Source organism: Phormidium sp. CCY1219 (assembly GCF_035615515.1).
GTDB lineage: Bacteria > Cyanobacteriota > Cyanobacteriia > Cyanobacteriales > Laspinemataceae > CCY1219.
The window spans coordinates 1-600 of the sequence record NZ_JAJENT010000097.1 but is presented as its reverse complement, the minus strand read 5'-3'; the positions used below and the strand labels follow the sequence as shown (position 1 = coordinate 600).

Here is a 600-nt window from a genome sequence, read left to right as displayed (position 1 = left end):
TGGGGGACTCAGCAACCCAAGCCGATTGGCAGTTAGTGGCCAAGACCTATGGCGCTTCCTCAGAAGACCTCGCCACCCTGCAAGCGGAAGCGGCGCGGTTGGCTCACCAAGGGGAAAGCCCCTCGGTACTCACCGACCACCTGATCGACGCGGTTCGCCACCTCACCGACTGGGACGCCGAGAAGTTGTTGGCTCCTGCGAAACGCACTACAAGACCGACCCAACTCATCCCCACCGCCGCCCCGGAAGACCCCCTACACCCGTCCCAACAGTTGCACGCCGGAATCCATCATCTTGCCCGGGAAGATGCCAAGGATGGGAAAATTATCCCGCAGCAGCGCCACTTACAGAAAGCCTTGCGCCAGCAGAACCTTGCCCCCGCTGTACCCGCGCAATCCGACCGGGTGGCGGAGTTAGAAAAGCAAGTGCGCGACCTGAGCGCCCAACTGAAAGAAGCGGATAAAGCGGCGGCTCTGATTCAGGGATTGCAAGCCGATCGCGATCGCCTCGCAAAGGAAAACCTGCAACTGCAACAACTCCTGCAAGAAAATACCGATAAGGAGTCGCAAATTCACCACCTCCAGGAGCAGATTGCCAACT

At 59.3% G+C, this 600-nt stretch carries 1 protein-coding gene; it reads left to right on the top strand.

From position 1 onward, the window contains the following. A partial coding sequence (locus tag LKK83_RS00580; protein WP_324628788.1) for a hypothetical protein occupies positions 1-600 on the top strand: 600 nt, incomplete at both ends.